Here is a 25,391-nt window from a genome sequence, read left to right on the forward strand (position 1 = left end):
CAACCGCCTTGCTACGCTCGGGGTATAAAGGCTGCCGCTACCCTTTGGGATGCTTGGTTTTCCTGTTACTCCAGAGCCTTGCTGTCGTTGTTACCCGCATTTCGTTTGCTTTTGCTAGCCCTAGGGCTGCCCGCTTCGGCCCGGCCGGCAGTGGCCCAACCCGCGCGCCCCGTTATCGGGCCCGACTCGGTGGTGCAGGTGGCGGCTGGAACGCAATACCGCCGTGGGTGGCTACACCAGCTGTTCTGGGGCTTTCATTACCGCGAGGAGTGGGCTATACCGGTGGAGGCGCCCGTGTTCAACTTGCGCACCGCCGTGCCCGGAGGGTTAGTTCCGGTGAAAGAGGGGGGCAGCTTTCAAACCCAAAACCTGCGCTTGCTGGCCCGCGACGGGCGCCAGTACGTGCTGCGCTCCGTTGACAAGGACGCCACAGCCGCCCTGCCCGAAAACCTGCGCGACGGTACGATTGGCCGTCTGATGAAGGATCAAACCAGCGTCATTCATCCGTACGGGGCATACATTGTGCCTCGGCTGGCGCGGGCGGCCGGCGTGTACCACACCAACCCGCGCCTGGTGTACGTAGCCGACGACCCCGCCCTAGGTGGTTTCCAAAAAACCTTTCGGCACGCATTGTACCTGTTTGAGGAGCGCCCCGAGGGCAACCTCAGCGCAGAGGCCAGCTTTGGCAACTCCAGCTCGGTAGTAAGCTCGCGGCACGCGTTCGGGCAGCTGCTGAGCTCTCCGCAATACCGCGTAGATGCCCGCCGGTACCTGCGCAGCCGCTTGTTTGATATGTGGTTGGGCGATTGGAGCCGGCGCGAAGACCAGTGGCGCTGGGCCGCATTTCGGCAGCCCGATAGCAGCACGGTGTACCGGCCAATTCCGCGCGACCGGGACCACGCTTTTTTTAAGTTCGACGATGGCGTGTTCACCCGCGTTATCAGCTTCGTGAAGACAAACTACCAAACCTTCACGCGCACCATTCACTTGCACGATGTAGAGGGCCTGAACCGCGCCGCCCGGCCCATGGATAAGTCGCTGCTGGTATACCTCTCCGAACAGGATTTTCGGGAGGTGGCCGACTCGTTGCGCCGCGCCTTGCCCGATCAGGTTATTGCCGAAGCCCTACAGGTGTGGCCACGCCAGATTTATGCGCTTTCGGGCGAGGAGTTTGCCGACAAGCTGCGCAGCCGGCGCGAGCAGTTGCCCATGGTGGCCGAAGAGTTTTACCGGCAACTGGCCCGGCACGTGGAAGTACCCGGGACCGATAGGCCCGAGCGGTTTGTAATAGAAGCTGCCGGGCCTTGGAAAGCGTGGGTGCGGGTATACACCCGCGAAACGGGTAGCCGCGGTACCCTAATTGGCGAACGGCTTTTCGATGCCCGCCAAACCGCCGACATCCGGCTGTACGGCCTAGGCGGCAACGACGAGTTTGAAGTGATTGGCCGGCCCGACCGGCGCTTGCGCATCTATCTCTACGACGGGCAGGGGCAGGACATAATCCGTCAAACCAACCCCGGCCGTACCGGCAGCATGCGCGTTACCCTCTTCGACTCCGCCGACGGCAACCTAATTCAGGTTGACAAACGCTTGGTTACAGTAGAGGTGTACCAACCCAAAGCCAACGAGTACGACGGCGCCGGGTGGCTGCTGCGGCACCGCTTGTATTAACCGGCTACCTAGGCAAACACCTTTACCTTGTCTTTGTGCTTGGTGCGCATGTACTGCCTGATGATTTGCTGCACATCCTTGTTATCCACCTGCGACTTAATCACGTCCTTAAAAGCCTCGAAACGCCGCGCCGTAAAGGTCTCGTCAATGTAGCCGAACCCTAGGTAGCGGCCGTGCTCAATCACCACCACCGACCGCTCGCCGGCGCGGCGGCCCTGGCCGATAATTACAAAGGTTTGGTGCTCGTAGGTAATGCTTTCGATGGCTTCATCTACGCGAGCGTTGTACTCCTCCGGCGACTCCAGCCCCACACAAGCGCCCTTGCACCGGTGCACCTGAAAATCGAAGCACGAGCCGTTGGTTTTGTACAGGTCGCACATCTTCTGGCATAGATTGTACTTGGCCACCTTGTGGTACAGAAAGCCCTTCGCCTTGAACTGATTACCTAGGGCGATGATCGGAATTTCGCTGTTACGCGCATCGGCGCGGCCGTAGTACAAGCGCTTGTAGCCATTCTCGTCCACGCGCAGGTAAATGCCCGCCGGAAACACCGAGCGGCGCTGCGCCCGGTTGTACTGCGGTTTCAGGCGCTTAATTTCGGCCGATTCATGCAGCAGGGCCACCAGCTCCGAGCCCGTTAGCTCCCAGGTTATATCCGCAATGGAGTTCTTAAACTCCAGCGACTTCCGCGATTTGTAATCGACGGCGAAATGTTGCTGAATGCGCTTGTAAATGTTGATGCTCTTGCCCACGTAAATGACCTCGCCGTGCTCGTCGTGGAAGTAGTACACGCCTGCTTCTTGCGGCAGCGAGGCTACTTTTTCGGGCGTGATGAGCGGCGGCAGCAGTGCCGTACGAATGGCTTGCTGCACGGCTGCCACTTTGCGGGCCGTGGGTTGTTTTGGCGAACGGCCATTGGGTGCCGAAGCGTCCACGGCAGCCAGCTTATCGGCCGGAGCAGCGGCTTCGTAGCCGGGCGCTTCGGCCACTTGGCTAATTTTCAGAAGCCGGTCAAACAAAATGGCCGTTGCCTCGGCGTCGCCGAAAGCGCGGTGGCGGTTGTTGAGCTCGATGCCGATGTTGGCGCACAGCTTACCTAGGCTGTAGCTGGGCTGGCCGGGTATCAGCGAGCGGCTGAGGCGCACGGTGCACAACGTTTTGCGCGAGTACGTGTAGCCTAGGTCGGCAAACTCTTTTTTCAGAAAAGAGTAGTCGAAGCGCACGTTGTGCGCCACAAATACGCAGCCTTCCGTCATTTGCACCACCTTCTTGGCTACCTCATGGAATTGCGGCGCCTCGCGCACCATCTCATCGGTAATACCCGTGAGCTGTTGGATGTAGAAGGGGATAGGCCGGCCGGGATTGAGCAGGGTGGTATACGAATCAACCACCTGTTCGCCATCGTGGATGAAGATGGCTATTTCGGTGATGCGGTCCTGCGTGGGTTGCCCCCCGGTAGTTTCTAGGTCGATGATGGCGTACAAGTCAGCAGCAGCTAAATAGGTGCGGTAGCCGTTGATAACAAAATTAGCAGCCGAAAAGTCCCAACTCAGATATTTGGCTACTTAGGGTTGGGGTAAATACAAAAAAGAACGGCCTGCCTCACAGCAGACCGTCCCTTCTCTCAACAGCCAGGTTAACCCTAGCGGTTGGCGCCTTTCCACTGCGTAATCTGGTTTTTGGCAGCCAGTATTTCGCCGTGTTGTTTTTGAATGATCGACGATGCTTGGCCAGACAGGCTTTGCGACTTCAGCGCCGTTTCGTAAGCCTGCAGGGCTACTTGGTCGCCGGTTTCGCACTCGCCCAGAATAGCAGAGTCGTTTTGGCCCGTGATGGCCGATTTGAGGTTGATCCAACCGCGGTGTACGGCGGCAGCAGCATCGGCCACTACGCCTTCTACCGTGTTGTCGTTGGTTACATCAACGCCCATCTGGCGGGCAGTTTGTTCGAGTTCCGAGGCAAACTGAGCACGTTGCTGGCTTAGGCGGCTCAGCTCCGATTTTAGCTGCGGATTGGATACGCCTTCAGCTGCTTCTTGGTAGCCTTTGGCGCCGGTTTTATTGATTTCAACCAGGTCGTTGAAGGCCCGGGCGGCATCAGAATTAATAGCGGCCATGACGGTCTTGGTTTTAGGTGTTGGTATGGTGCGGGTTGTAGCACCGCCGCCGGAGCAGCAGCGCTTACAGGGGGCTTATACTTTCAGGTCGGGCTTAGGGTTACGGCTGTTGTTGTACTTTTTCTTAAGCTTGCTGGGCCTGTGCTGTTTAGCTTTTGCCGAGGAGCTTATGCCAGAAGCCCCGGAACCCTTTGGGCCGGCCGGGCTCCCCATCCAAGGCGCCCTGCGTTTGGGTGTCGTCGCCATTGGCCACGTCGCCCAGCAGGAACCCAAACGGCTCGAGGGGCTTATAGGCATCCATGATGACCTTGAGTACCGCTATCAGCGGAATGGAAAGTATCATGCCCGGCGTACCCCACAGCTCGCCACCTAGGATAAGCGCAATAATGGCTGCCATGGGGTTTATGCTCACTTTGGAGCCAGTAATGGTAGGCGTGATAAAATTGCCCTCTAGGAATTGCACCACCATAAATACACCCACCACGGCCAGCGCCCGGGCCACCGAACCGGTTTCGACGAGGGTGATGAGCGCTGGGAGCGTGGCTCCAATGGCAATGCCGATGTATGGAATAACGGCCAAAATGGAGGCGAACACCGCAAAGAAGATGGCGTACTTGACGCCTAGGATGAGCAGCCCGATAGCGTTGAGCACGGCCACAATCACGATTACCGTAAGCAGCCCAGTGATGTAGGCCTGCACCACGGTTTGCACGCCATCGAGCGTGTTAAGCGCTTCTTTGCGTTTGTCGGGCGACACGAAGCGGAACAGAAACTGCCGCAGGTGGTCGCGGTAGTACAAAAAGCAGAAGATGTAAATGGGCACCAAAGCCAACACGCTTAGTACCCCGGTGGTGGTGTTGATGGTAGTACCTAGGTAGCCGCCGGCTTTTTTGCGCACCGAGTCGAGCGACTGATCAATCAACTGATCCTTGCTCACGGGCTCCATGTTGAACTTGCGACTCAGAAACTGCTGCACTTGGTCGAAGTACTCGGCTAACTTTTCCTGCAGCTTGGGTAACTCTTCGCGGAACTGCACTATCTGCGAGCCAAACAGGTATACAAGGCCTGCTAATAGTAAGAATATCAACAGAATGCAGGAGATAATGGCCAGTATGCGTGGCAGGCCCCAGCTCTCGAACCGGCGGCAAAGCGGCAACAGCAGCAGCGACAGCAGCACCGAGAATAAAATTGGCAGCAGCACGCCATCGAGCACGCGAAGGGAGTACACCAGCAACACCAACCCAAGCAGGATCATGCTGTAGAGCACTGCGGGCGGCCACTTTATTTCGGGGGGCTTAACTGGAGTAGGGTGCCCAGGAAAATTATGGGTAGACTGCGACATTTGCTAAAAAAGTTGGGAGAAGAGAAAGTGTCTTATTGTTGTATTGCTGAGCTTATTTTCGCATTTTTGGGTGAACCTAAGCTCTGCTAGCGGGGTTGGGAATATTGCAGTTGTGCCAAAAAAAATAGTTTAAGCCAGCTGCTCTGCTAACGCGGTAAACATTTCGTTTCTGCGTTATTTTACATCAAAAATGGGTTGAAGGATTTAAGAATGGCTGACGAACAATTACCACTTGCCGCTGCGGCACCCGACCACGGCTACCACGAGGATTCGATTCGCTCCCTCGACTGGCGCGAACACATCCGTCTGCGCCCGGGCATGTATATCGGTAAGCTGGGCGACGGCTCCTCGCCCGACGATGGCATCTACATCTTGGTAAAAGAGGTGATAGACAACTCCATCGACGAGCACATGATGGGGTTTGGGCGCACCATTGACGTTAAGATTACCGAGCAGCGGGTAACCGTGCGCGACTACGGCCGCGGCATTCCGCTAGGTAAGGTTGTCGATGTAGTCAGCAAGATCAACACCGGCGGCAAATACGACTCAAAGGTGTTTCAGAAGTCGGTAGGTCTGAACGGGGTGGGTACCAAGGCCGTGAACGCGCTGAGTACCAATTTTGTGGTGCAGAGCGTGCGCGATGGACAGATGAAGTCGGCTGAGTTTCAGGCGGGCCAGCTCATCAGCGACCCGAAGCCGGTGAAAACTTCGCAGCGCAACGGCACGCTGATGTCGTTTGAGCCCGACCCGGCCATCTTCCGCAACTACCGCTTTATCCCGGATTTTCTGGAAAGCCAGATCTGGAATTATGCCTATCTGAACGCGGGGCTGACCATCAACTTCAACGGGCAGAAATACCACTCGGAAAACGGCCTGCGCGACCTGTTGGAGCGCAAAACCGACCCCGAGGCCATTCGCTACCCTGTCATTCACCTGAAGGGTATCGATATTGAGATGGCCCTGACACACGGCAACGACTACGGCGAGGAGTATTATTCCTTCGTGAACGGCCAGTACACCACCCAAGGCGGTACGCACCTAGCAGCTTTCCGCGAGGGTATTGTGAAGACGCTGCGCGAGTTCTACAAAAAGGAGTACGACGCTACCGACATTCGAGCTTCCATTGTTGGCGCCATTGCCATTCGGGTGCAGGAGCCGGTGTTCGAGTCGCAGACCAAAACCAAGCTGGGCTCGATTACGATGGAGCCCGATGGAGCCTTAACGGTGCGCAACTTCGTGGTCGACTTCGTGAAGGAGCACCTCGACAACTACCTGCACAAAAACCCCGAAACGGCCGAGGCGCTGAAAAAGCGCATCGAGCAGAGCGAGCGGGAACGGAAGGATATGGCGGGCGTGAAGAAGCTGGCCAACCAGCGCGCCAAAAAAGCCAGCCTGCACAACCGCAAGCTGCGCGACTGCCGCTTCCACTTTAGCGAAGGCAAGGACGTAGACAAGGAGGCCCTTACGACCTTATTCATTACCGAGGGCGACTCCGCTTCGGGCTCAATTACCAAGAGCCGCAACGTGGAGCTGGAGGCCGTGTTCAGCCTGCGCGGTAAGCCGCTGAACTGCTTCGGCATGAAGAAGAAAATCGTTTACGAAAACGAAGAGCTTAACCTGCTGCAGCACGCCCTCAACATTGAGGAAGGCCTGGAAGGCTTGCGTTACAACCGCGTGGTAATTGCCACCGACGCCGACGTCGACGGCATGCACATTCGCCTGCTGCTGCTCACCTTCTTCCTGCAGTTCTTCCCCGATTTGGTGCGCAACGGCCATGTCTATATCCTGGAAACGCCGTTGTTCCGGGTGCGCAACAAGAAGCAAACCATTTACTGCTACGACGAGCGCGAAAAACAGGCTGCTATCCGGAAGCTGGGCCGCAACCCCGAAATCACCCGCTTCAAAGGCCTAGGTGAAATTTCGCCCGACGAGTTCGGCAAATTTATTGGCGACAACATCCGCCTCGAACCCGTGATTTTGCAGTCGGACCGCTCGATTCAGAAGCTGCTGACGTATTACATGGGCAAAAACACTCCCGACCGACAGAACTTCATCATCGATAACCTGCGAATGGAGAAAGACTTAGTAGCCGGCGACGCTCCGTTGGCCGAAGAAACCGTGCTGGAAGCCGAGCTAGCTTAACCTTTTGGCAATTGCTGTTGCGCTTGCAGCCCCGTGCCACTCAGCGCGGGGCTGTTTGTTTGTGGAAGGAACAGTAGAAATAGCTTGCTAGAAAACGTAATGGGGTAACCATCGTATCTTGCAAGCATACCACACCTGGCTTGCTGCCTTTCGCAACTTGGTAGGGCTCACACCACCTATTGCCTTGTTGCCCTTTCCGCCGCATGAATCACATTATTTACATGAGCCGAGCAGTCCGGCCCTTATCGGACCAGGACCTGCACGAGCTACTGGAGCAATGTCGCCGCGACAATGCCCTGCACAACGTCACGGGCATCCTGTTCTACAGCCACGGCAACATTGCGCAACTGATTGAAGGAGAGCCAGACATTATTGGGCCGCTGTATGAGAAGATTGCCCGCGATGGGCGCCACTCCAACGTGCACAAACTGGCCGACAAGCCGATAACCGAGCGCAGCTTTCCGGGCTGGTCGATGGCCTTCCACCCGCTCGAGCCCCAAGGCTTTCACGAGCTAACCGATTTTCTGCTGCCCGAAGCCGTGCCCGAATCGCCGAGTACCCTTACCATTGCTGATGCTTTGATACTCGACCTGGTGCGCCAAGCAGTATTCAACACCGAGCGCAGTGCTAGTTCCGCAGCACCAACGTTGAGTTCGGGTGGCGCGTAGCACCGCATTGCTACCGGCGGCGTGGGCTTCTCGCAAGTACCAATTTGTATTCCCTCAGTTTCCAAGCTTAATTGTACCTAGGGCGGATATGCCCCAGGCGTAACCCATTACAGCACTATGCAACACCAGCAGCTTCAACATATTCTGAAGCATGTGCCAGCTGGCATTGCCACGCTGTTGGGACCCGAGCTGCGTTTTAGCTTCGCCAACGAAGCGATGCAAACGTTGCTGGGGGGTAAGCCCTTGCAAGATCAGAAGCTGGCCGATCAGGTCGATATTCTGACACCCGAACTGGTGGAGGTGATGCAGCAGGTATACCAAGCGGGTACGCAGTTCGTGGCCAAGGCTTACGGCCTTAAGCATGCCCTCAGCGAGGCTGCCGAAGACGAGGTGCCCAGGTATTTCGACATTGCACTCGAGCCGCTCAAGGACGAGCACGACGCAGTGCAAGGCTTACTGGTTTTTGTGCTCGATGTTACGCAGCAAGCGTTGGCCCAGCAGCGCGCCCACGAGTTGGCCCGTGAAACCCGGCGTTTAGACGCCCGTTTGCGTGTACTTACCGAAACGGCACCCCAAATTATCTTCACGGTTGATGCCGAAGGCCGATTTGAGTACGTAAGCCCGCAGTGGTATTATTTTACGGGGCAACCCACCACCGCCGACCTGAACCTGATCTGGCCCCTGCTGATTCACCCCGACGATCGGCTGCGGGTCATGTACCAATCGGAGTCTGCACGCAAAGCCGGTGTTGGTTGGAGCTACGAGTACCGCCTGCGCCGCCACGATGGGCAGTACCGTTGGATGCTTAGCCGGGCACTGCCGGAATTGCACGTGCCCGATAAACCTGTGTTCTGGCACGGAGCCGTTACGGAAGTAAACGACCAGCGCGAGCTATCGGAAGCGCTTCGGCGCGGAGAAGCCGAGCTGCGTTTCTTGGCTGACAGTATTCCGCAGCTGATCTGGACGGCTACTTCCCAAGGCTTTATCGACTATTACAACCAGCACACCCTTGCATACAGCGGCCTTTCGGGCGAGCAGCTAGGCCCGACGGGCTGGATTTCGTTGCTGCACCCCAGCGAGCAAAACTTAGGTGCCCGGCGCTGGGTACACAGCGTAGCCACCGGCGAGGATTACGAGGGCTTGTTTCGGATGCGCCGCAACGATGGCGAATACCGCTGGCACATTATTCGGGCGCGGCAGCTGGCCGATTCGCGCGGCCCTAGGTGGTTCGGCTCCTGTACCGATGTGGACGATCAGCACCGTTTGCGCGAGGTGCTCCAGGCCCAGTACGACGAGCTGGCCCGCACCAACCGCGACCTTGACACCTTTGTGTACACAGCCTCGCACGATTTAAAGCAGCCGCTGCACAACCTGCGGGGTTTGTTCGACGAACTGCGCCGCGCCGCTACCTTCCAGGACGAAGAAGCCAGCGTAATGCTCGAAATGCTCGACGACTCGCTCAGCCAGCTTGATGTGACCTTGCAGGAGCTGGCCGCCACGGTGCAGGAGCAACGCCAGCTCAACGTCCCCGCCGAAACCATCGATTTGCAGAGCGTTACCGAGGAAGTGCTGCTTGGGATGCGCCCCCAAGTGCAAGAAACAAACGCCACCATCGAGCTGAACTTTGCAGCAGCCCCAAAGCTGCTTTACGGCCGTGCCAACCTGCGTAGTGTGCTGCACAACCTCATCAACAATGCCCTCAAGTTTGCTAGCCCGCTGCGCGAACCGCGCATCTGCGTAAGCAGCGCGCTTTCCGAAACCGGCAAGCCCTTGCTGCGGGTTGAAGACAACGGCTTGGGAATGAAACCAGGCGATGCCGGCGACGGGATGTTCCAGGTTTTCGACCGACAGCACCCGCATATTGCCGGGGCTGGGGTTGGTCTTTACTTGCTCCAACGCATTGTAAACTCGCGTGGCGGGCATATTGAGGTAGACAGCACTCCCGGTACGGGGACGCGTTTTACCGTATACTGGTTTGAGTAAGTGCCGCAAAGCCCTTGCTGAATAGCATATTATTCTGCTGAAGCCGTTCTTGGCATCGGCTCAGCTGGTCGGCGCACGGTGTTTTATCTATAAATTGATGTATTCTGAGGTGTGCATGCTAATTATGTTAGGTAATGGTGCGGAGCATAGGAACCACAAATATGAGTTTTAAGGCAAAATAAAGTGTTTTGATAAGTGATATATACTAAAAAAGTTAGGAACTTTATTCGCGTACAAAGCCTTGCTAATTGTTGTGCTCTGCGCGGCAAACGGTAATTTTGAAGGCTATTGGGTGGCCGGGTAACGTACCGGCGTCGCGCTTAGCCGAAGTTCTGCATTTGCCTAGCTGGCGGCGCCTTTACGTTTCATCAGTAGCTTTTGCTTTCGCCCATGAGCTAGTTTTTACAACTATTGCCTTCGCACTAAACCTGCTGAGGTGTTGTTTTGAGAAGCCTTCGGCAGTGGGTTTGCTGCCGAAGAGAGGTACAAGAACATAACGTGGCCAAAGCCACACCCCACGAGTGTCTGACGACAACCACATCCCCGCCGCCGACGACCTGAACCAGAACGGTCAACCCTCCGCCGAGTTGTTTGGCGTCGGCGACACAATTGAGTTTGGCGCCGATTCCCCGGCCGATGTTGCCAACGCTGCTGAACTAACCGGTGAGGCTGCTTTGGCAACGGAAGATGATTTGCCCAAAGGCGACGAGCAGGAGCAAGCCCTAGGTGAAACTACGGGCGAAGAAGAGGAAGCACCTGCCTTCGGGGAGGCCGATTTCACCCCCGGCGAAACCGTGCACGACATCAGCAGCATTGGCGGCATGTACCAGAACTGGTTTCTGGACTACGCCTCCTATGTAATTCTGGAGCGTGCCGTGCCCGCCATTGAAGACGGCCTCAAACCCGTGCAGCGCCGCATCATGCACGCCATGAAGGAGATGGACGATGGCCGCTTTAATAAAGTGGCCAACGTAATCGGCCAAACCATGCAGTACCACCCGCACGGTGATGCCTCCATCGGCGACGCCATCGTGAACCTAGGGCAAAAGGAACTGCTCATTGAAACCCAGGGCAATTGGGGCGATGTGCGCACCGGCGACGGTGCCGCTGCGCCGCGTTACATCGAGGCCCGCCTCAGCAAGTTTGCGCTCGATGTGGTCTTCAACCCCGATACTACCGAGTGGCAGGCTAGCTACGATGGCCGCAAGCGCGAGCCGGTAACGCTGCCGGTCAAGTTTCCGCTGTTGCTGGCGCAGGGCATCGAGGGTATTGCCGTAGGCCTGAGTACCAAGATCATGCCTCACAACTTTCGCGAGTTGTGCAAGGCCTCCGTCGACGTGCTTAAGGGCCGCGACATTGTGCTGTATCCCGACTTCCCAACGGGCGGCCTTTGCGACATCACGAACTACAACGGCGGCCTGCGCGGCTCCAAACTACGCCTGCGCGCTACCATTGAGAAGGTCGACAAGACCATGCTCATCATCCGCGATGTGCCCTACGGCACCACCACTACGGGCGTGATGGAGAGCATCGTAAAGGCTTCTGAGGCGAACAAGATCAAGATCAAAAAGGTGGTCGACAACACGGCGGCCCACGTGGAAATTCAGGTGCACCTGCCAGCCGGCGTGTCGCCTGATTTGACCATGGACGCGCTGTACGCCTTCACCGATTGCGAAATCTCGCTGTCGCCGAACACCTGCGTTATCATCGAAGACAAGCCCCGTTTTGTGTCGGTGGAGGACATGCTGCGCCTCAGCACCCACAAAACGGTGCGGTTGCTGGAGCGTGAGCTTGAGATTCGGCAGGATGAGTTGCAGGAGAAATGGCATGCAGCCTCGCTCGAAAAGATCTTCATCGAAAACCGCATCTACCGCAAAATTGAGGAGTGCGAGACTTGGGAGGATATTCTGCAGACCATTGATGCGGGCCTGAAGAAGTACGTGCGCATAGAAGGCGAAAAGGAAAAGGCCAACGACACGCGCATTGTGCTGCGCCGTGCCATCTCCGAAGACGACCTCACGCGCCTGACTGAAATCCGCATCAAGCGCATTTCCAAGTTCGACGGCTTTAAGGCAGATGAATACATTCAGAAGCTGGAGGTGGAGCTTGCCGAAGTGGCCGACAACCTAGCCAACCTCACGCGCTACGCCATCCGCTACTTCGAAGGCTTGCTAAAGAAGTACGGCGACGGCCGCGAGCGAAAAACCGAGCTGCGCACCTTCGATGTGGTAACCGCTCAGAAAGTAGCCGTGGCTAACCAGAAGCTGTACGTAAACCGCCAGGACGGTTTCGTGGGCTACGGCTTGAAAAAGGACGAGGCTGTGGAGCTAATATGCGACTGCTCCGACCTCGACGATATTATTGCCATTAAGCGCGACGGTACGTTTGTAGTAACCAAGATTGCGGAGAAGACCTTCGTTGGGAAGGATATTCTGCACGTAGGCATCTACAACAAAAACGATGACCGCCTGGTGTACAACATGATTTATCAGGATGGACCGTCGGGTATCAGCTACGCCAAGCGCTTCCTCGTAACGGGCATTACGCGCGACAAGTCGTACGACCTCACCAAGGGCGGCAAAGGCTCCAAGGTGTTGTACCTCACGGCTAACCCGAACTCCGAGTCGGAAATCGTTTCGGTGCAGCTGTCGGATAAAGCACCGGCCCGCGTAAAGCAGTTCGACTTCGATTTTGCCGAACTCGCCATCAAAGGCAAAGGCTCGATGGGCAACATCGTGACGAAGCAGCCCTTAAAGAAAATTACGCAGAAATCGAAGGGCGACTCGACCCTAGGTGGCCGCGAGGTGTTCTTCGACGAGGTAGTGGGCCGCCTAAACACCGGTGGGCACGGCCGCTTCTTGGGTACCTTTGATACCGACGAGACGGTGCTGGCTGTGTACAAGGATGGCTCGTACGAGCTAACCCTGCCCGACCCGGCTATTCACTTCGACCTGCGCAACATGGTGTTGCTGCGCAAGTTTGAGCCCGACACGGTGATTAACACGGTGTACATCGAGGGCGAATCGAAGCTGCACTACATCAAGCGTTTCCGGATTGAGACGAGTACCGTAGGCAAACGCTTCCTGTTTATCCCGGAAACCAAAGGCACGCAGTTGGTTTGCGCCACTTGCGGGGTGGTGCCCGAGATTGAAGTAAAAGTGCAGAAAGAGAAAAAAGGGGAGAAGCTGACCGAGCGCATTCACCTGCACGAGTTCATCGACGTGAAAGGCTGGAAGGCCATGGGCAACAAGCTCAACTACTTCAAGGTACTCAGCGTGGAGTTGCTTACCGACGAAGGTCCTGAACCCGAGCGCAAGCAGCAGGTGAAGAAAAAAGGCCCGGCTACAATTCCGCGCCCAGCCGCGCCTGTGCCCGTTGCCGAAGCTGAAGAGCTACCCGAAGACCTAGGGCCCGTTGAGATTTCGGCGGAAGAAGTGGAGCGGGCACAAGCCTTGCTGCAGCGCAAGCCCAAGTCGCAGATGACGCTGTTCTAGACCGACTCTCGCTTGCCAAACACCCCAGCCCGGCGGCTGCTTTGCACAGGCAGCCCAACCGGGCTGGGGTGTTTTTGTAGCTTTTCGGAAGTGTTTGCGTATCTTACCTTACGCACACTCATCAGCAACGAGTCACACATGCTTCGGAAGTTTGCTTGCCGCCTTGCTGCATTGCCGCGCCTCCTGGTAGTAGGGGGGGCTTGCCTGTGTGCGGCGAAGAGTGCCCGAGCTGGCGACCCCGTTAAGACCGAGCCTCCCTCAACGCTTGATGTGCCAGCCTTATTAACCGAGGCCCGCTCATTGCAGCAGCAGTACCGCGAATCGGCTGCGCTGGCCCGGTACGAGCAAATCCTAGGTGCTTTTCCGCGCAACTACGAAGCCCTTTGGCAGGCAGCGGTGCTCAGCGCCCGTATCGGCAGCCGCTACACCGATGAAAGCCAACGCGGTGCTTACTACACCGCCGCGCGTCAGTACGCCGATAGGGCATATGCTGTGAACCCCAAAGGGGGCGAAGCTAATTACGCTGTGGCTTTGTCGTTGGCGCAACAGGCTACCGTGCAGAGTGCCCGCTATCGGCTTAGCCTCTACAAAAGCATGAAGCCGTACGTGTACCGGGCTGTGGAATACAGCCCCCAACTGCCCGATGCCTGGCAGGTGCTCGGCCGTTGGAATTACCGCGTGGCGCACCTGAACTTGGTTGAGCGGGCGTATTACCGGGTTTTCTTGGGCGGCACACCTGCCGGCGCTTCGAATACCAAAGCAATGGATGCGTTGCGCAAAGCCCGCGCATTGGATCCTTGCCGCATCCAATACTGCTACGATTTAGCTCGCGTGTACTCCAACCAGGGCTTGCGTGAGCCGGCCATGCAAGTGCTTCAAGAAGCCGCTTCGTTGCTGCCCATGACGAGTGAGGAGCTGGAAATGAGCCGTCGTTGCCGCCGCTTGCTCGACGAGTTGGAGAAAGGTTAGCCGAGTAGCTGGGCTTTACTCTACCGGCGAGCTTCAATTTAATCTTGGCATATTCAAGAAAATTGCGGTGCCGTAGGTTATTTTAGAACAAGCAGATTGGGGTCAATTTCCCGCTGCCTGGCCTTCATGAGCCACTTGCTACCTGTTTCTTGGCTTCGATTCGTGGGGCTGGGCTTGTTGCTTTGTTGGGCGACTTATACCCAAGCGCAAACCAATGAGGGCACTACTGCACTCATCAAACAAACCTTATCGAACGAGTCAGCCTCAGCACTGCCGGCTACCCTTAATGCACAAGTGCTTCGGTACTACGCAGCGCTGAATTTTGAGCCTAGCTGGACAACCGACAAGAGTGCTACCGCATTGGCGAAAGAAGGCTTAAAAATACTGCGGCGCACACCGGAATTTGGGTTCCAATCAATTGATTATAAAGTTCAAGAGCTGGCGGTTAACCTCGATTCTTTTGCTATTAGCCCAGATTCGGAAGTACGCTTGCACCGCCGAGTAGCCGTCGAATTGCAGCTCACAGCAGCCTTGCTGGAACTCGGAGCGCACTTGCGGCGGGGTAGGGTGCACCCGCAAACACTGCTGCCAACCACCTGTGAGCCGGATTCGGTGTTCGACCCCGTACAATGGCTGCTAGGTGCTCGGCAATTAAACCAATTAAACCAACAAGTGGCGGCCTTGCAGCCCACCACTCGCAGCTACATCCGCTTGCAGTGGGCTTGGCAGAAGCTGCTGCGCGCCGACACCGCCGCAGCGCGCAAGGTAGCAGGTCAAGTAGCTGTTAACCTGGAGCGGTTACGCTGGGAACCTAGGGGCGACTCGGCCTACCTCCTCGTAAACATTCCGGCCTACACGTTGGAAATCGTGCGAGGGGCCAAGGTGGTGCGCAGCTTTCGAGTGATTGTTGGCGATGCCCAAACTCCTACGCCTGAGGTTTACAGCCATCTACGCTTCTTTCAAACTTCCCCCGAATGGAAGGTGCCGCGCTCTATCGCTCTAAATGAGATACTGCCGCGTGTGCGTCGGAATCCCGGCTACTTGGCATCTCATAATTACGTCTTATACAATCAGCATGGCGAGCGTGTCAACCCATTTAAGGTCGACTGGAAACAAATAACACCCGAAACGTTTCGATATAGTGTTCGGCAAACCGCTTGCTGCGACAATGCCCTCGGCAACGTGGTGTTCCGGTTCCCTAACCCGCACGACATCTTCGTGCACGATACCCCTGTCCGAAAGCTGTTCAACGTACCTAGGCGCGCCCTTAGCCACGGCTGCATCCGATTAGAAAAGCCTTTTCAGCTAGCCGCTTTTCTGCTGCGCCGCGATTACGGCGACAAGGCTCCACGGCAAATCGAGCGAATGTGGGACAGCGTTTACGGGGGCTACAGCAAATATTTCGCCTTGCGCAACCCTATTCCAATCTACATCCGTTACCAAACCTGCCACGCCGATAGCGGGCCAGAGCTGCGGGTTGTCCCTGATATCTATAAGCGTGATGCACTAATCCTGCAAGCCTTGCAGCAAGCCAGTCAGGAATATCCTGCTGCCGCGGATAAGTAAGCCGGTGCTTCAACCAAGCATGCTGCTCCGGGCTCTTTTCTTCGAATGGGCAAACAGGAGCTTCGGAAAGTGCTAGTGCTCGTTCACCTATTTCACCTCAAAGTTTTCTTCAAAAATCGCGCACTTCGTACCGAAGCGCAGCAACAAGCCCGGCAAATAGGGTTTGCATCAGCTGCCTACTCGGGTTGGAATGCGTGTTCTTCGTCTGCCTTTCGTTTCGGTTCTTGTTCTGCTGTTTGTTGCGGCTTTGTCCGCCGCTGGTAAGTCGCGAGCAGTAACACTCTCGTTGCAGCAAGCCATTAAGCAGGATACAGTGCTGCTGCGCTCCAGCATCGCCACGGCTCCGGTTAATAAGCTCTACAACACCTTTGGTTACCAGCCCATCTGGACGGATAGCCTTGGCAATGCTAGCCTTGCCCAAGCCGCCGTCGGCTTGCTGAAGCGTGCGCCAGAGTTTGGCCTTATTTCAAACGATTACCTTACTGCACGTTTGTGCGAGCTGGTAGCAAGCCACACTGCCTCTACTACCAATGGTGAAGACCGTTACACAGCCACTGAGCGCCGCATTCAGCTAGACCTGCGCCTCACGGTTGCGATGCTTAGTTTCATCACGCACTTGCACAGTGGCCGACTGGAGCCCTATACCACCCAGCCCCTTGAGAAATGGGCCGCAAATGGCTTTGATGCGGCTGGTATAGTAGCCAAAAGCGTTGCCAACCCCACCGCAATGGTTCAAACCATTCTGGCCGTGCAGCCCCAAAGCCGCAGCTACGTTCGGTAGCAGTGGGCCTGGAAGCGCTTGTTGCAGACCGACAGCACCCAAGCCGCAGCCTTGGCCGGTAAAGTAGCCGTCAACCTAGAGCGGCTGCGCTGGGAACCCGCGGCAGACTCGGCCTACCTCGTGGCCAACATTGCCAACCAAACGCTGCAAGTAGTCCGTGGTTCTTCGGTCGTAAGCACGCACCGCATTGTGGTGGGCAAGCCCGAAACGCCTACCCCCGAGCTGGCTAGCCGCGTGCACTATTTTCAAACAGCGCCGGAATGGCGCGTGCCCGCCAGCATTGCTACCGGCGAAATGCTCCCCCGCCTGCGCCGCAACCCCGGTTACCTATCCGAAAACAACCTGCGCTTGTACGACTTGGCCGGTAAACCCGTGGATGCCCGTAAGGTAAAGTGGAGCACCGTGTCGGCCGACCGTTTCCCTTATCAGATTCGCCAAGCTGCCGGCGAGGAAAACGCCCTAGGCGGTATTGTGTTCCGATTTGCCAACGCCCACGACGTGTTCTTGCACGACACGCCCGCGCGCAAAGCCTTTGCCCAACCGCAGCGCCTGCTCAGCCACGGCTGCATCCGCTTGCAACGCCCCGCCGACCTAGCAGCGTTTCTGCTGCAGCGCGATGGAGGCAACGATGCAGCCGAGCGTATTAGCCGTATGCAGAACAGCGTGGAGAGCAGCACGCCTAAGGTGTTTTCTTTGCGCACCTCCATGGCCATCCTTATCCGTTACCAAACCTGCGAGGTAGAGGGAAGCCAAATCAGGGTGCTCCCCGACGTGTATGGCCGCGATGCCGCCATAGCTGCAGCTTTAGCCGGCAGTGCCAATGGGCAACTGGTTGCCGCCGCCCAATAGGCACGTTGCTTAGGGCGTAAGCGGAGTATGCCGTACCTTTGGCTTTCTCTCATCTAAGCATTGGTGCTGCGCTTTTCTCGGTCATTGTTATCTGGGGTCACCTGTTCGCTGCTGATTAGCTGTGGCGATACTCCACCGCATGCGCAAACCGAGAGCATGGTGAATCTGCGTACTGTTCGCAGTGGGCCCGATGTTCAGGCTGCCGAGCTGAACGGCGCAATTGCTAAGCAGCCACGTAACCCCGTGCTGTATGCCCGGCGCGCCAGCTTTCACCTAGCAGCCGGAAAAACCGATGCCGCCGTTCAGGACATCGATTATGCAATTGAGCTGGATGATGCTCCGGGCGAATTTTACCTCACCAAAGCCCGTGCCTTGCGGGCCAAGGGGCAATTGCAGTCGGCCATTGCGGCTGCGGCCGAAGCCCAGAAGCGCGGCTACAACCCACCCGAGCTGCACTTGTTGCTAGCCGAAGCTAACCTCGCTGCCCGGCGATACGATAATTCACTGGATTACTTGGATCGGGTGCTGCGCGAACAGCCCGATAATGCATCTGCCTTGTTCTACAAGGGCTTGGTTTACTCTGCGCTGCGTGATACGATACAAGCTCTTGACTACTTGCGTGCCAGCGTTGCTCGTGCACCTAAGCAGCCCGAAATCCTGCATCAGCTGGCGTACTTGCTGAATGCCAACCGCCAGCCTGCTATAGCTGCTGCTTATATCGAACGCGGCTTGCAGGCAGATAACAAGTATGCAGCTTTATGGTACGATAGGGGCCGCGTGTTCGATCTTGCCGGTCAGTCGGACAGCGCTGTGCGACAATATGCACGCGCCATTCAGCTCGATACCACGCTATATCGTGCCGATTACCGCCTAGGTCTCTACTACTTCAAGGCCAAGCAGCATGCCAAGGCTATTCCGCTGTTGCGCCGGGCGCGGCGTCGCAGCCAATACCTGCCCAACTTAGGGGAGATGCTAGCCGAGAGTTACGAGTGGACAGGTCAAACCCAGCAAGCCTGGGTGGCTTATCGTCAGCTGGTTAAGCAGTTTCCAGGCGATAAACATTACACGTTTAAGGTATGGAAGGTTGGTCAGCGCTTACCTCAACCAATTCTGGATTCGCTCAAGGTGGTTTATGGCGCCCCGCCCATCCCGCGCCGGGCCCCAACTGTAGCGCCATCCACTTTCGATAGCCTGCCTTCGCGGGCTCCTGCGCTGCTTACCCCACGCTAGCACCTAGGAGCATTACGAGCTCATTTTGGGCATAAACGTGGTTTCTGCTTACGAAGCTGCTAACTTGCGGGCTACTGCTGTTATTGCACGTTTATGATCAACATCACGCTCCCCGACGGTTCCGTGCGCCAGTTCGAAGCCGGTGTGAGCGGCTACGACGTAGCCGCCAGCATCAGCGAAGGCTTGGCCCGCAACTCCTTGGCCGTGCGTGTCAACGGAGAAGTCCGTGACCTGCACCGCCCCATCAACGACTCTGCCACGGTTGAGATTCTCACGTGGAACGACGAAGCGGGGAAGAATACATTCTGGCACTCTTCGGCTCACTTATTGGCCGAAGCGCTAGAAGCCCTGTACCCAGGGGTGAAATTTGGCATTGGCCCGCCCATTGAGAATGGTTTCTACTACGATGTGGACCTAGGCGAAGGCCGCAGCATCTCGCCCGATGACTACCTGAAGATCGAGCAGAAAATGCTTGAGCTGGCCAAAAACAAGAGCCGCTACGAGCGCCGTGAGGTAAGCAAAGCCGACGCTATTGCTTATTTCAAGGAGAAAGGCGACCCCTACAAACTCGATTTGCTCGAAGGCTTGGAGGATGGCAGCATTACCTTCTACCAACAAGGCAACTTCACCGACCTCTGCCGCGGACCGCACATTCCCGATACGGGCAACATTAAAGCTGCTAAAGTGCTAAACGTTGCTGGTGCCTATTGGCGCGGCGATGAGAAAAACAAGCAGCTCACTCGCATCTACGCCATCACCTTCCCTAAGGACAAGGAGCTGAAGGAGTACCTGCATAAGCTTGAGGAAGCGCGCAAACGCGACCACCGCAAGTTGGGCAAGGAGCTCGATCTGTTTGCCTTCTCGGAGCGGGTAGGAGCGGGCTTGCCCCTGTGGCTGCCCAAAGGCACTGCCTTGCGCGAGCGTCTGGAGCAATTCATGCGCCGTGCTCAGGTAAAGGCTGGTTATCTGCCGGTAGTAACGCCGCACATCGGGGCTAAAGAGTTATACGTTACCTCGGGCCACTACGAGAAGTACGGCGCCGATTCGTTCCAGCCGATCAAGACCCCGAACCCGGGTGAGGAGTTCTTCCTAAAGCCGATGAACTGCCCGCACCATTGCGAAATCTACAAGACCAAGCCGCGCTCGTACCGCGACTTGCCCTTGCGCTTAGCCGAGTTTGGTACGGTTTACCGTTACGAGCAATCGGGCGAGCTGCATGGCCTGACGCGCGTGCGTGGCTTTACGCAGGATGACGCCCACATCTTCTGCCGACAAGATCAAGTAAAAGAAGAGTTTATCAAGGTTATCGACCTCGTTCTCTACGTGTTCCGTGCGCTTGGTTTCGAGGACTACACCGCTCAGATTTCACTGCGCGACCCCGAGAACAAGCAGAAGTACATCGGCACCGACGAGAACTGGGCCGCTGCCGAATCGGCCATCCAAGAGGCTGCGCAGGAGCGTGGCTTGCGTACGGTAACCGAGCTTGGCGAGGCCGCCTTCTACGGCCCGAAGCTGGACTTCATGGTACGCGATGCCCTAGGTCGGAAGTGGCAACTGGGCACTATTCAGGTCGACTACAACCTACCCGAGCGCTTCGAACTGGAGTACGTTGCCCCCGACAACTCCCGTCAGCGTCCGGTGATGATTCACCGCGCGCCGTTTGGTTCGTTGGAGCGTTTTGTGGCGGTTTTAATCGAGCACTGCGCTGGCAACTTCCCGCTGTGGCTTGCCCCGGAGCAGTTCGTTGTGCTGCCGATTTCGGATAAGTACCACGATTATGCCCGCCGTGTGCAGGAGCAGCTCCAACAGGCCGACCTGCGCGGCACCGTTGATGAGCGCGACGAGCGTATTGGCCGCAAAATCCGCGATGCCGAAATGCAGAAGGTACCGTACCTGCTGGTAGTTGGCGAGAAAGAAGCCGAAAACGGCATCGTGTCGGTGCGCCGTCATGGAGAAGGCGACCTAGGCTCCATGCCGATCGAGGCTTTCATCCGCAATTTCCAAGAGCAGGTGGAGGAATTGATGAATGGCCGCGGAACCGTTGTAGCCCACTAGCCGTTTTACTCTCAGCAGAACGCAAAACCTGCACAGCCCGTCGGAAACAGCGTTTCCGACGGGCTGAATTTTGTCGTTCGGGAAAATTGCTGGATATTCGCCCGCTCAAATAGTTGGCTCGCCTGCAAGTCAGGCACTTTCCGGCTGTTTGCTACCCTCGTTTCACCTAAACAGATAGTCTTATCAGAACCCCCAACCGCCGCCTCCCTCCGCGCCAAGTGGAGGAGCCGTTCAAAATCAATAACAAGATTACGGCCCGCGAAGTACGCCTCGTAGGCGAAAACGTGGAGCAGGGCATTTATTCCACCGACCAAGCCCGCCGAATCGCCGAGCAACAAGGTCTGGACCTCGTGGAGATTTCTCCCACGGCTGTTCCGCCTGTGTGCCGCGTTATCGACTACTCGAAATTCAAGTACGAGCAGAAGAAGCGCACGCGCGAGATGAAGGCTAAGCAGACGAAGGTGGTGGTGAAAGAGATTCGTTTCGGCCCCAACACCGACGACCACGACTTCGCCTTTAAACTGAAGCACGCGCAAGAGTTTTTGCGCGAAGGTGCCAAGATTAAGGCCTATGTGCACTTCGTCGGTCGTTCTATCGTCTTCAAAGAACGCGGCGAAATTCTGTTGCTCAAGTTTGCTCAAGCCCTCGAGGACCTTGCCAAAGTAGAGCAACTGCCGAAGCTAGAAGGTAAGCGCATGTTCTTGTACCTCGCTCCAAAGGTGGCAGCTCCTAAGCCTGCCAGCAAGCCAGCGGGTGCTAAGGAAGACGGTAAAGAGGCCAAGGCGCCTGCTACCAACGAGGCTGCCGAGTAAGCTACTCCGCGGCGTGAGCCGCTATGACTTTCAGGCGAGCCGGCCCTAGGCAGCCGGCCGCCGTTGTTGTTTTACTTCTTAACTTTTTCAAAATGCCGAAGATGAAGACCAAGTCCGGCGCCAAGAAGCGTTTTTCGCTGACTGGTACGGGCAAAGTAAAGCGCAAGCACGCGTACAAGTCGCACATTCTTACCAAGAAGAGCACCAAGCGCAAGCGCAACCTGACCCACGCTACCCTGGTTAGCACGGCCGACATGCCGCGCGTAAAGGACATGCTGGTTCTCTAAGCGGTGGCTTAGTCTCCCGCTGAAATTATTTTTCAACCCGGCGTCCGGTTCTTCACGCAAGCCGCTCAAACAGTAGCAGGCACCGGCCGCCAAAAACAAGTAGGTTATGCCAAGAAGCGTCAATAACGTGGCCTCGCGCCACCGTCGCAAAAAGGTAATGCGCCTGGCCAAAGGTTACTTCGGCCGTCGTAAGAATGTATGGACGGTAGCTAAAAACGCCGTTGAAAAAGGTCTGCTGTATGCATACCGCGACCGTAAGGTTAAAAAGCGCGAATTCCGTGCCCTGTGGATCCAGCGTATCAACGCCGGTGCCCGTCAGTACGGTTTGTCGTACTCGCAGTTTATGGGCGGCCTGAAAAAGGCCGGCATCGACCTGAACCGTAAAGTTCTGGCTGATCTTGCCCTGAACCACCCGGAGGCCTTCAAGTCTATCATTGAGAAAGTAAAGGCTTAAGCTTAGCTTTCCGTGCCTAGAAACAACAATGCCCAGCCATACGGTTGGGCATTGTTGTTTCTAGGGCTTTTCTGTACCGAAGTCAACCTGATCAACTGCTGCGTCCCAACCTAGGTGTCTACATGCATCCCAGGCTTGCTTAACGGCTATTTTCAGGGTGTATTGCTAGCGCGGGCCACACAACCATTTCCTACAAGCACCTGCTGCCACTACCCCTGTGCAGCCCGTTGCCGCGCAACATCGTCAGGGTTATAAACGACAAAACCGCCCTCCGTTTCCGAAGGGCGGTTTCTCAGTAGCGGGGACGAGATTTGAACTCGTGGCCTCAGGGTTATGAATCCTGTGCTCTAACCAACTGAGCTACCCCGCCGTGCTTTAGTGGCGCAAAGGTAAAGCGAAGATTTAACGCGGTGCAACCTTTGATGGAAAAAAACTACGTGTATCTTGCCGCCAGCCGTCAATGTGGCTGAAAGCCAGCGGCGATAATTTTTGTTGCTTTCTGCAATTGCCTATGCCTCTCTCCGCCATCCGCTCTAAACATCGCTTCGTACAGGAGTACCCCATTAATGCATCCCCCAAAATCCTTTATCCCTATCTGGCATCTGCTTCGGGCTTGCGGCAATGGTTTTGCCAGGATGTGATCATGCTTAATCAACACACGTTTGATTTTGTGTGGGACAACCAGCATCACTTGGCTGAAATGACGTCGCAGCGTACCAACCGCTCGGTGCGGTACGTGTTCCTGACTCCGGAACGTGGCCACATGCCCGATGCGAATTACCTCGATTTCACGATTGAATCGTCGGAGCTGACGCAGGAGATATACTTGCGCATTGTCGACTATTCTGAAGAAACGGATGACGTCGAGCTTCAAGAAATGTGGGACAACCTGGTGCAGAACTTGCGCGAACTGGTAGGAGGATGAGCTAAAATTACATTTCGATTGTTAGCTGAAAGGAGAGGAGCCACCCTCAAAAAGGGTGGTAACCCCTCCTTTTTTGCTGGCCCGAAGGTTGCGGAGCCGGTGTGGCATACCTTTGCGGCCGCTTTGGCGTTGGGTGCTAAACGGCCTACTCTGGCATGAAAAAACTTGATAAGCTGATATTACGGGCATTTATTGGCCCATTCTTGCTCACGTTTGCCGTGGTGGAGTTTGTCTTCCTCACGCAAACCATGATGAAGTACCTCGACGACTTGGTCGGGAAAGATCTAGGCACGGGGGTCATTCTGCAGTTGCTGATGTACTTCAGCGTGCTTATTGTGCCCATATCGCTGCCCTTGGCCGTACTGCTGTCGTCGCTGATGACTTACGGTAACCTAGGCGAGCATCACGAACTCACAGCAATCAAGACCTCGGGTGTGTCGTTGGTGCGCATACTGCGCCCGGTAATGCTGTTTAGCGCATTGCTCGCTGGCTTTGCGTTCTGGTTCAATAACACCATCGTGCCCAAGGCCAATCTCAAGGCCTATAGCTTGCTTTGGGACGTGCGCCAGCAAAAGCTCGCTTTGGACATCCGGGAGGGCGTTTTTTACAATGGTATACCCGGCTTTACAATTAAAGTAAACCGCAAAGGCGGCGAGAATGGCGAGAAGCTCTACGGGGTCATGATCTATGACCACAGCGGCAATACTGGCAACGTAGCCATGATGCTGGCCGACTCGGGGCGAATGGCTACTCGTTACAACGGGCAATACCTAGGGCTAGAACTCTTCCATGGCCGCAAATACATAGAGCAGCCAACTGCCCGCGACCGTACCGGTGCCGGCTTTGTACAGCAGCGATTCGATCGTACCGACATCATCTTTTCTCTGGCTTCCTTTAGCCTCGACCGCACGAAGGAAGATTTGTTTAAAGAGAATAAGATTATGCTCACCATCCCGCAGCTGCAGGGCTTTGTTGATTCGTTGCACCGGCAGCTGCGCCGTGAGCGTCAGCAGGTAGCGGGGCAAGTGAACCCCTATTTTCTGTATCAACGCTTCGATACCACTGGGCAGTCGCAGGATAATCGGTTGGCTAGTCTGCAGCTAACCAACAAGCCAATTCCACCGCTTACTACTAACATGGTGCAAAATGCGGCTAACCGAGCCCGCAACATGCGCTCGTTTGTGAGCAGCTACTCCGAACGGCTAGGCGGTACCGCTCGAGAGGCTGGCAACTACCGAATCGAAGTATTCCGCAAGTACACCCAATCGGTGGCCATTCTGGTAATGTTCCTGATCGGAGCGCCCCTAGGTGCCATCATCAAGAAGGGCGGCTTGGGAGTGCCGGTGCTCGTCTCGATTCTCTTCTTCATTATTTTCTACGTCGTTTCCATCATTGGCGAGAAATACGGACGCGAGGCCGTAATGCCGGTAGGCCTGGGCATGTGGATGGCCAACTGCGTACTGCTACCTGCCGGGTTGTTTTTCCTGTATCAAGCCCGTCGCGACTCGAGTTTGTTTGAAGTCGATTTCTGGTACCGTATCTCGCGCCGCTTGCCACGGTGGTTCGGCAAACGTTCGGAGCCGGTAGCAGGCTAACTTCCGCTAATGCAGTTCCAGCGGTCCGGTTCGGCAGGTTTGCGCCTCCGAATTGGGCCGCTTCGGTTTTTTATTTACCTTTGCGGCTACGCTAGGCTATGTAGCCCGCGTTTTCTCTTTTTTCACACATCTTAATCCAAGACGGGGCTTTCTCCCTATCTGCAGATGAAACTCACTACCGAAGCCAAGCAGGCTATCTTCGAACAGCACGGCGTTGCCAAGTCGAAAAACGACACCGGTTCCGCCGAATCGCAAATCGCGCTGTTCACCACTCGCATTACTCACCTGACGGAGCACCTCAAAGTCAACAAAAAAGACTTCTCGACCCGTCTGGGCCTGCTCAAGCTGGTAGGTAAGCGCCGTCGTCTGCTCAACTACCTGCAGCACCGCGACATCAATCGCTACCGTGCCATCATCAAGGAGTTGGGTATCCGTAAGTAACCCGCTTCAAG

Annotated in this window: 20 protein-coding genes and 1 tRNA gene; 17 read left to right on the forward strand and 4 right to left on the reverse strand. The window is 56.2% G+C overall.

Annotated elements, in window-relative coordinates:
- Positions 1 to 78: 78 nt before the first annotated feature.
- Positions 79 to 1,671, forward strand: coding sequence for a hypothetical protein (locus ASU33_RS13625; protein ID WP_149867213.1), 1,593 nt, complete (start codon positions 79 to 81; stop codon positions 1,669 to 1,671).
- Positions 1,672 to 1,679: 8 nt separating this feature from the next.
- Here ASU33_RS13625 and ASU33_RS13630 read toward each other — a convergent pair whose 3' ends face one another.
- The 3 genes from ASU33_RS13630 to ASU33_RS13640 form a co-directional block, all read right to left on the reverse strand.
- The gene (locus ASU33_RS13630; protein WP_059071368.1) at positions 1,680 to 3,155 is read right to left on the reverse strand and encodes an exonuclease domain-containing protein; all 1,476 of its coding nucleotides are present in this window, start codon (positions 3,153 to 3,155) and stop codon (positions 1,680 to 1,682) included.
- 158 nt (positions 3,156 to 3,313) lie between these two features.
- A complete protein-coding gene (locus tag ASU33_RS13635) occupies positions 3,314 to 3,787 on the reverse strand; it encodes a ferritin-like domain-containing protein (protein ID WP_059071369.1) in 474 nt (157 codons plus the stop codon).
- A 148-nt stretch (positions 3,788 to 3,935) separates the two neighbouring features.
- Entirely contained in the window at positions 3,936 to 5,129 is a 1,194-nt protein-coding gene (locus ASU33_RS13640; RefSeq protein WP_078063119.1) for an AI-2E family transporter, read from the reverse strand.
- A 210-nt stretch (positions 5,130 to 5,339) separates the two neighbouring features.
- On the opposite strand from ASU33_RS13640, the gene ASU33_RS13645 reads away from it, so the two are divergent.
- From ASU33_RS13645 to rplT, 13 genes are all read left to right on the forward strand, one after another.
- The gene (locus ASU33_RS13645) at positions 5,340 to 7,271 is read left to right on the forward strand and encodes a DNA topoisomerase IV subunit B (protein ID WP_059071371.1); all 1,932 of its coding nucleotides are present in this window, start codon (positions 5,340 to 5,342) and stop codon (positions 7,269 to 7,271) included.
- Positions 7,272 to 7,474: 203 nt separating this feature from the next.
- Positions 7,475 to 7,939, forward strand: coding sequence for a BLUF domain-containing protein (locus ASU33_RS13650; protein WP_059071372.1), 465 nt, complete (start codon positions 7,475 to 7,477; stop codon positions 7,937 to 7,939).
- 117 nt (positions 7,940 to 8,056) lie between these two features.
- Positions 8,057 to 9,922 (forward strand): PAS domain-containing sensor histidine kinase, encoded by a 1,866-nt coding sequence (locus ASU33_RS13655; RefSeq protein ID WP_059071373.1) that lies wholly within the window; start codon positions 8,057 to 8,059, stop codon positions 9,920 to 9,922.
- A gap of 794 nt (positions 9,923 to 10,716) precedes the next feature.
- Positions 10,717 to 13,416: a DNA gyrase/topoisomerase IV subunit A gene (locus ASU33_RS13660; protein ID WP_286130559.1), complete on the forward strand. Its 2,700-nt coding sequence runs from the start codon at positions 10,717 to 10,719 to the stop codon at positions 13,414 to 13,416.
- Between the two features lie 270 nt (positions 13,417 to 13,686).
- Positions 13,687 to 14,385, forward strand: coding sequence for a tetratricopeptide repeat protein (locus tag ASU33_RS13665; protein WP_149867214.1), 699 nt, complete (start codon positions 13,687 to 13,689; stop codon positions 14,383 to 14,385).
- Between the two features lie 126 nt (positions 14,386 to 14,511).
- Positions 14,512 to 15,951, forward strand: coding sequence for a L,D-transpeptidase family protein (locus ASU33_RS13670; protein ID WP_059071375.1), 1,440 nt, complete (start codon positions 14,512 to 14,514; stop codon positions 15,949 to 15,951).
- Positions 15,952 to 16,141: 190 nt separating this feature from the next.
- The gene (locus ASU33_RS13675; protein ID WP_149867215.1) at positions 16,142 to 16,732 is read left to right on the forward strand and encodes a L,D-transpeptidase scaffold domain-containing protein; all 591 of its coding nucleotides are present in this window, start codon (positions 16,142 to 16,144) and stop codon (positions 16,730 to 16,732) included.
- 18 nt (positions 16,733 to 16,750) lie between these two features.
- Positions 16,751 to 17,581: a L,D-transpeptidase family protein gene (locus ASU33_RS13680; RefSeq protein ID WP_059071377.1), complete on the forward strand. Its 831-nt coding sequence runs from the start codon at positions 16,751 to 16,753 to the stop codon at positions 17,579 to 17,581.
- Between the two features lie 156 nt (positions 17,582 to 17,737).
- Positions 17,738 to 18,811 (forward strand): tetratricopeptide repeat protein, encoded by a 1,074-nt coding sequence (locus ASU33_RS13685; RefSeq protein WP_059071378.1) that lies wholly within the window; start codon positions 17,738 to 17,740, stop codon positions 18,809 to 18,811.
- Positions 18,812 to 18,904: 93 nt separating this feature from the next.
- On the forward strand, positions 18,905 to 20,866 hold the full coding sequence (gene thrS / locus ASU33_RS13690; RefSeq protein ID WP_059071379.1) for a threonine--tRNA ligase: 1,962 nt from the start codon (positions 18,905 to 18,907) through the stop codon (positions 20,864 to 20,866).
- A gap of 182 nt (positions 20,867 to 21,048) precedes the next feature.
- Positions 21,049 to 21,678, forward strand: coding sequence for a translation initiation factor IF-3 (gene infC, locus ASU33_RS13695; protein ID WP_059071380.1), 630 nt, complete (start codon positions 21,049 to 21,051; stop codon positions 21,676 to 21,678).
- Positions 21,679 to 21,770: 92 nt separating this feature from the next.
- Positions 21,771 to 21,965: a 50S ribosomal protein L35 gene (gene rpmI / locus ASU33_RS13700; protein ID WP_059071381.1), complete on the forward strand. Its 195-nt coding sequence runs from the start codon at positions 21,771 to 21,773 to the stop codon at positions 21,963 to 21,965.
- 106 nt (positions 21,966 to 22,071) lie between these two features.
- Positions 22,072 to 22,419: a 50S ribosomal protein L20 gene (gene rplT, locus ASU33_RS13705; RefSeq protein ID WP_059071382.1), complete on the forward strand. Its 348-nt coding sequence runs from the start codon at positions 22,072 to 22,074 to the stop codon at positions 22,417 to 22,419.
- A 296-nt stretch (positions 22,420 to 22,715) separates the two neighbouring features.
- Here the strand turns inward: rplT and ASU33_RS13710 are convergent.
- Positions 22,716 to 22,789: transfer RNA gene (locus tag ASU33_RS13710), tRNA-Met, on the reverse strand.
- A gap of 141 nt (positions 22,790 to 22,930) precedes the next feature.
- Between ASU33_RS13710 and ASU33_RS13715 the strand changes: the two genes are divergently transcribed.
- The 3 genes from ASU33_RS13715 to rpsO all read left to right on the forward strand — a co-directional run bounded on the left by ASU33_RS13715 (position 22,931) and on the right by rpsO (position 25,380).
- The gene (locus ASU33_RS13715; protein ID WP_059071383.1) at positions 22,931 to 23,344 is read left to right on the forward strand and encodes an START-like domain-containing protein; all 414 of its coding nucleotides are present in this window, start codon (positions 22,931 to 22,933) and stop codon (positions 23,342 to 23,344) included.
- Between the two features lie 155 nt (positions 23,345 to 23,499).
- Positions 23,500 to 24,939, forward strand: coding sequence for an LptF/LptG family permease (locus ASU33_RS13720; RefSeq protein ID WP_059071384.1), 1,440 nt, complete (start codon positions 23,500 to 23,502; stop codon positions 24,937 to 24,939).
- A 165-nt stretch (positions 24,940 to 25,104) separates the two neighbouring features.
- Positions 25,105 to 25,380, forward strand: a complete 276-nt coding sequence (gene rpsO, locus ASU33_RS13725) for a 30S ribosomal protein S15 (RefSeq protein WP_059071385.1) — start codon at positions 25,105 to 25,107, stop codon at positions 25,378 to 25,380.
- Positions 25,381 to 25,391 lie beyond the last annotated feature (11 nt).

The organism is Solirubrum puertoriconensis, from assembly GCF_001483135.1.
GTDB classification, from domain to species: Bacteria; Bacteroidota; Bacteroidia; order Cytophagales; family Hymenobacteraceae; genus Solirubrum; species Solirubrum puertoriconensis.